General features: G+C 74.7%; 3 protein-coding genes. 2 read left to right on the forward strand and 1 reads right to left on the reverse strand.

The genetic code is table 11. From position 1 onward, the window contains the following. Together AX685_RS17155 and AX685_RS17160 are read left to right on the forward strand one after the other, a co-directional pair. The coding region (locus AX685_RS17155) for a PepSY-associated TM helix domain-containing protein (protein ID WP_066490760.1) at positions 1–1,055 on the forward strand (1,055 nt) is incomplete at its 5' end. After that, a complete protein-coding gene (locus tag AX685_RS17160) occupies positions 1,048–1,395 on the forward strand; it encodes a hypothetical protein (protein WP_066490763.1) in 348 nt (115 codons plus the stop codon). The genes AX685_RS17155 and AX685_RS17160, both read left to right, overlap by 8 nt. Here the strand turns inward: AX685_RS17160 and AX685_RS17165 are convergent. After that, positions 1,383–2,287: alpha/beta hydrolase (locus AX685_RS17165; RefSeq protein ID WP_082741049.1), on the reverse strand; the 905-nt coding region annotated here is incomplete at its 5' end. The genes AX685_RS17160 and AX685_RS17165 overlap by 13 nt on opposite strands.

The raw sequence follows: 2,287 nt of genomic DNA on the forward strand, positions 1-2,287 counted from the left end.
TCTCCGGCGTGGTCACGCACAAGCGCATCTTCGCCGATTTCTTCACGCTGCGCTGGAACAAGGGGCAGCGCAGCTGGCTCGACGCGCACAATGTCAGCGCGGTGCTGGCGCTGCCGTACCATGCGGTCATCACCTACACCGGCCTTGTGACGCTGGTGGTGATGTACATGCCCTGGCCGATCGTCGCCAATTACCCGCAGCCCGCGCGCTTCGCTCAGGAAGCCTATGGCCTGGCCGCCGATGTCGAGCCGACCGGGCGCCCCGCGCCGCTGGTCGCCATCGCGCCGCTGGTGCGCGACGCCGAACGGCGGCTGGGCGGCGCGGCGGGGCGTCTCGTCGTCAGCCACCCCAATGACGCCGCGGCGACCGTCACCGTCACGCGCGGCAACGGCGCGTCGGTCGCCGCCCGCGGCGTCAGCGCGACCTATTCGGGCACGACCGGCCGGCTGCTGTCGGCCTCGGCGCCCCCCGGCGCTGCGATCACCACCGCCAACGTGCTGCTGGGGCTGCACATGGCGCAGTTCGCCGGCCCGGCGCTGCGCTGGACGCTGTTCGTGCTGGGGCTGAGCGGCGTGGCGATGGTCGGCACCGGGCTGCTGCTGTGGACCGCCGCGCGCCGCCGGCCGGGCGCGGCGCCCTTCTTCGGGCTGCGGCTGGTCGAGCGGCTCAACATCGCCATCATCGCCGGCCTGCCGCTGGGGATGGCGGCGTTCCTGCTCGCCAACCGGCTGCTGCCCGCCGGCATGCCGGGCCGCGCCGATGCGGAGGTCGCGGCGATGTTCTGGACCTGGGGCGCCGCCGCACTGCTGCAATGCGCGCGCCCGCCGCGGCTGGCGTGGCGCGATCTGTTCGCGCTCGGCGCGCTCGCCTTCGCCGCGATCCCGATCGTCGATGCGCTCGCCACCCCGCGGCTGGCGGCGGGCGATCCGCTGTTCCTCGCCTTCGATTCCGCGATGGCGGCGATGGCCGTCGCGCTCGCCTTCGCCAGCCGCCGCGCAGCGCGCATCCCCGCCGCCCCCGTCCGCCGTTCCGCCCGAAAGGTCGCCCATGCCTGATACGATCCTGACCGCCGCGCTCGCCTTCGTCCTGCTCGCCGCGACCGCGCATCGCCATCGCCGCGACGCCGGGGTCGCCACCCACGGCCAGGTCCGCGCCTTGCGCCTCGCGGCGGCCGCGCTGCTGCTGGTCGCGTTCACGCGCGCCGCCGGGCCGCTCGCGGGGGAACGGATCATCCGGTTCCTGGTCGGCGGGTCGATCGCCGGGATCGCGGTGGTGCTGGCGCTGTCGTTCGACGCCGCGCGCGTGCTGGCGCCGGTGCGCTGGCTGCTCAGCCGCCCCCGCCCCGCGCCGGCACCTGCGCGCGCCCGCGCACCGGCGCGCGCTCAGCGCGGCTGACGCGCGATCCAGGCGGCCAGCAGGTCGGGCCAGTAATGCGCGGGCAGCGCCGGGTCGCCGGTGCCGTAGCCGTGCCCGCCCTCCTGGAAGAAATGCGCCTCCACCGGGCGCTTGGCGGCTTCCAGCGCGCGCATCATGATCCGGCTGTTCTCCGGCGGCACCGCCGGATCGTCGAGCGAATGGACCAGGAAGGTCGGCGGCGTCTGCGCCGTCACGTGCAGCGCGGGTGAGCGCCGCTCGACCAGCGCCGCGCCCGGCGCATCGCCCAGCAGCAATTGCGTCGACAACGCATGGCCGATCCCCGCCGCGTGCGAGATCACGGGATAGATCAGCGCCGCGGTCGCCGGACGCGCGTCCAGCCGGTCGATCGCGTCGACGCCCGGCGCCAGCGGCTCGGCGAAACCGGTCGCCAGCGACGCGGCCAGATGCCCGCCCGCCGAAAAGCCGACCACCGATACCTGCGCCGGGTCGAACCCATATTCGCCCGCGACCGATCGGATCACGCGCATCGCGCGCTGCGCGTCCTGCAACGGCACGTCGGCGCGGTCGGCCCAGCCCTCGCCCGGCAGGCGATAGGTGAGGACGAACACGGTATAGCCCTTCGCCGTCATCCGCGCCGCGACGTCGACGCCCTCGTTGACGATCGACACCAGCCGGTATGCGCCGCCGGGAATCGACAGCAGCGCGCGCCCGTTCGATTCGCGCGGGCGGAACACGCGCAGGTCGGGCGCGGCGACATTGCGGATATAGATGGTGTCGCCCGGCTCGGCCGGCTGGCGGGTGAAGCCGGATCCGGGCGCGCCCTTCGGCCATAACGGGATCGACCGCGCCTGCCCCCAGACGACCGGCAGCGGCGGCAACGGCGGGGCCACGGGGGCCGCCCCCGTTGCCG

This window comes from Sphingomonas sp. CCH9-F2 (assembly GCF_001556735.1).
GTDB classification, from domain to species: Bacteria; Pseudomonadota; Alphaproteobacteria; order Sphingomonadales; family Sphingomonadaceae; genus Sphingomonas; species Sphingomonas ginsenosidimutans.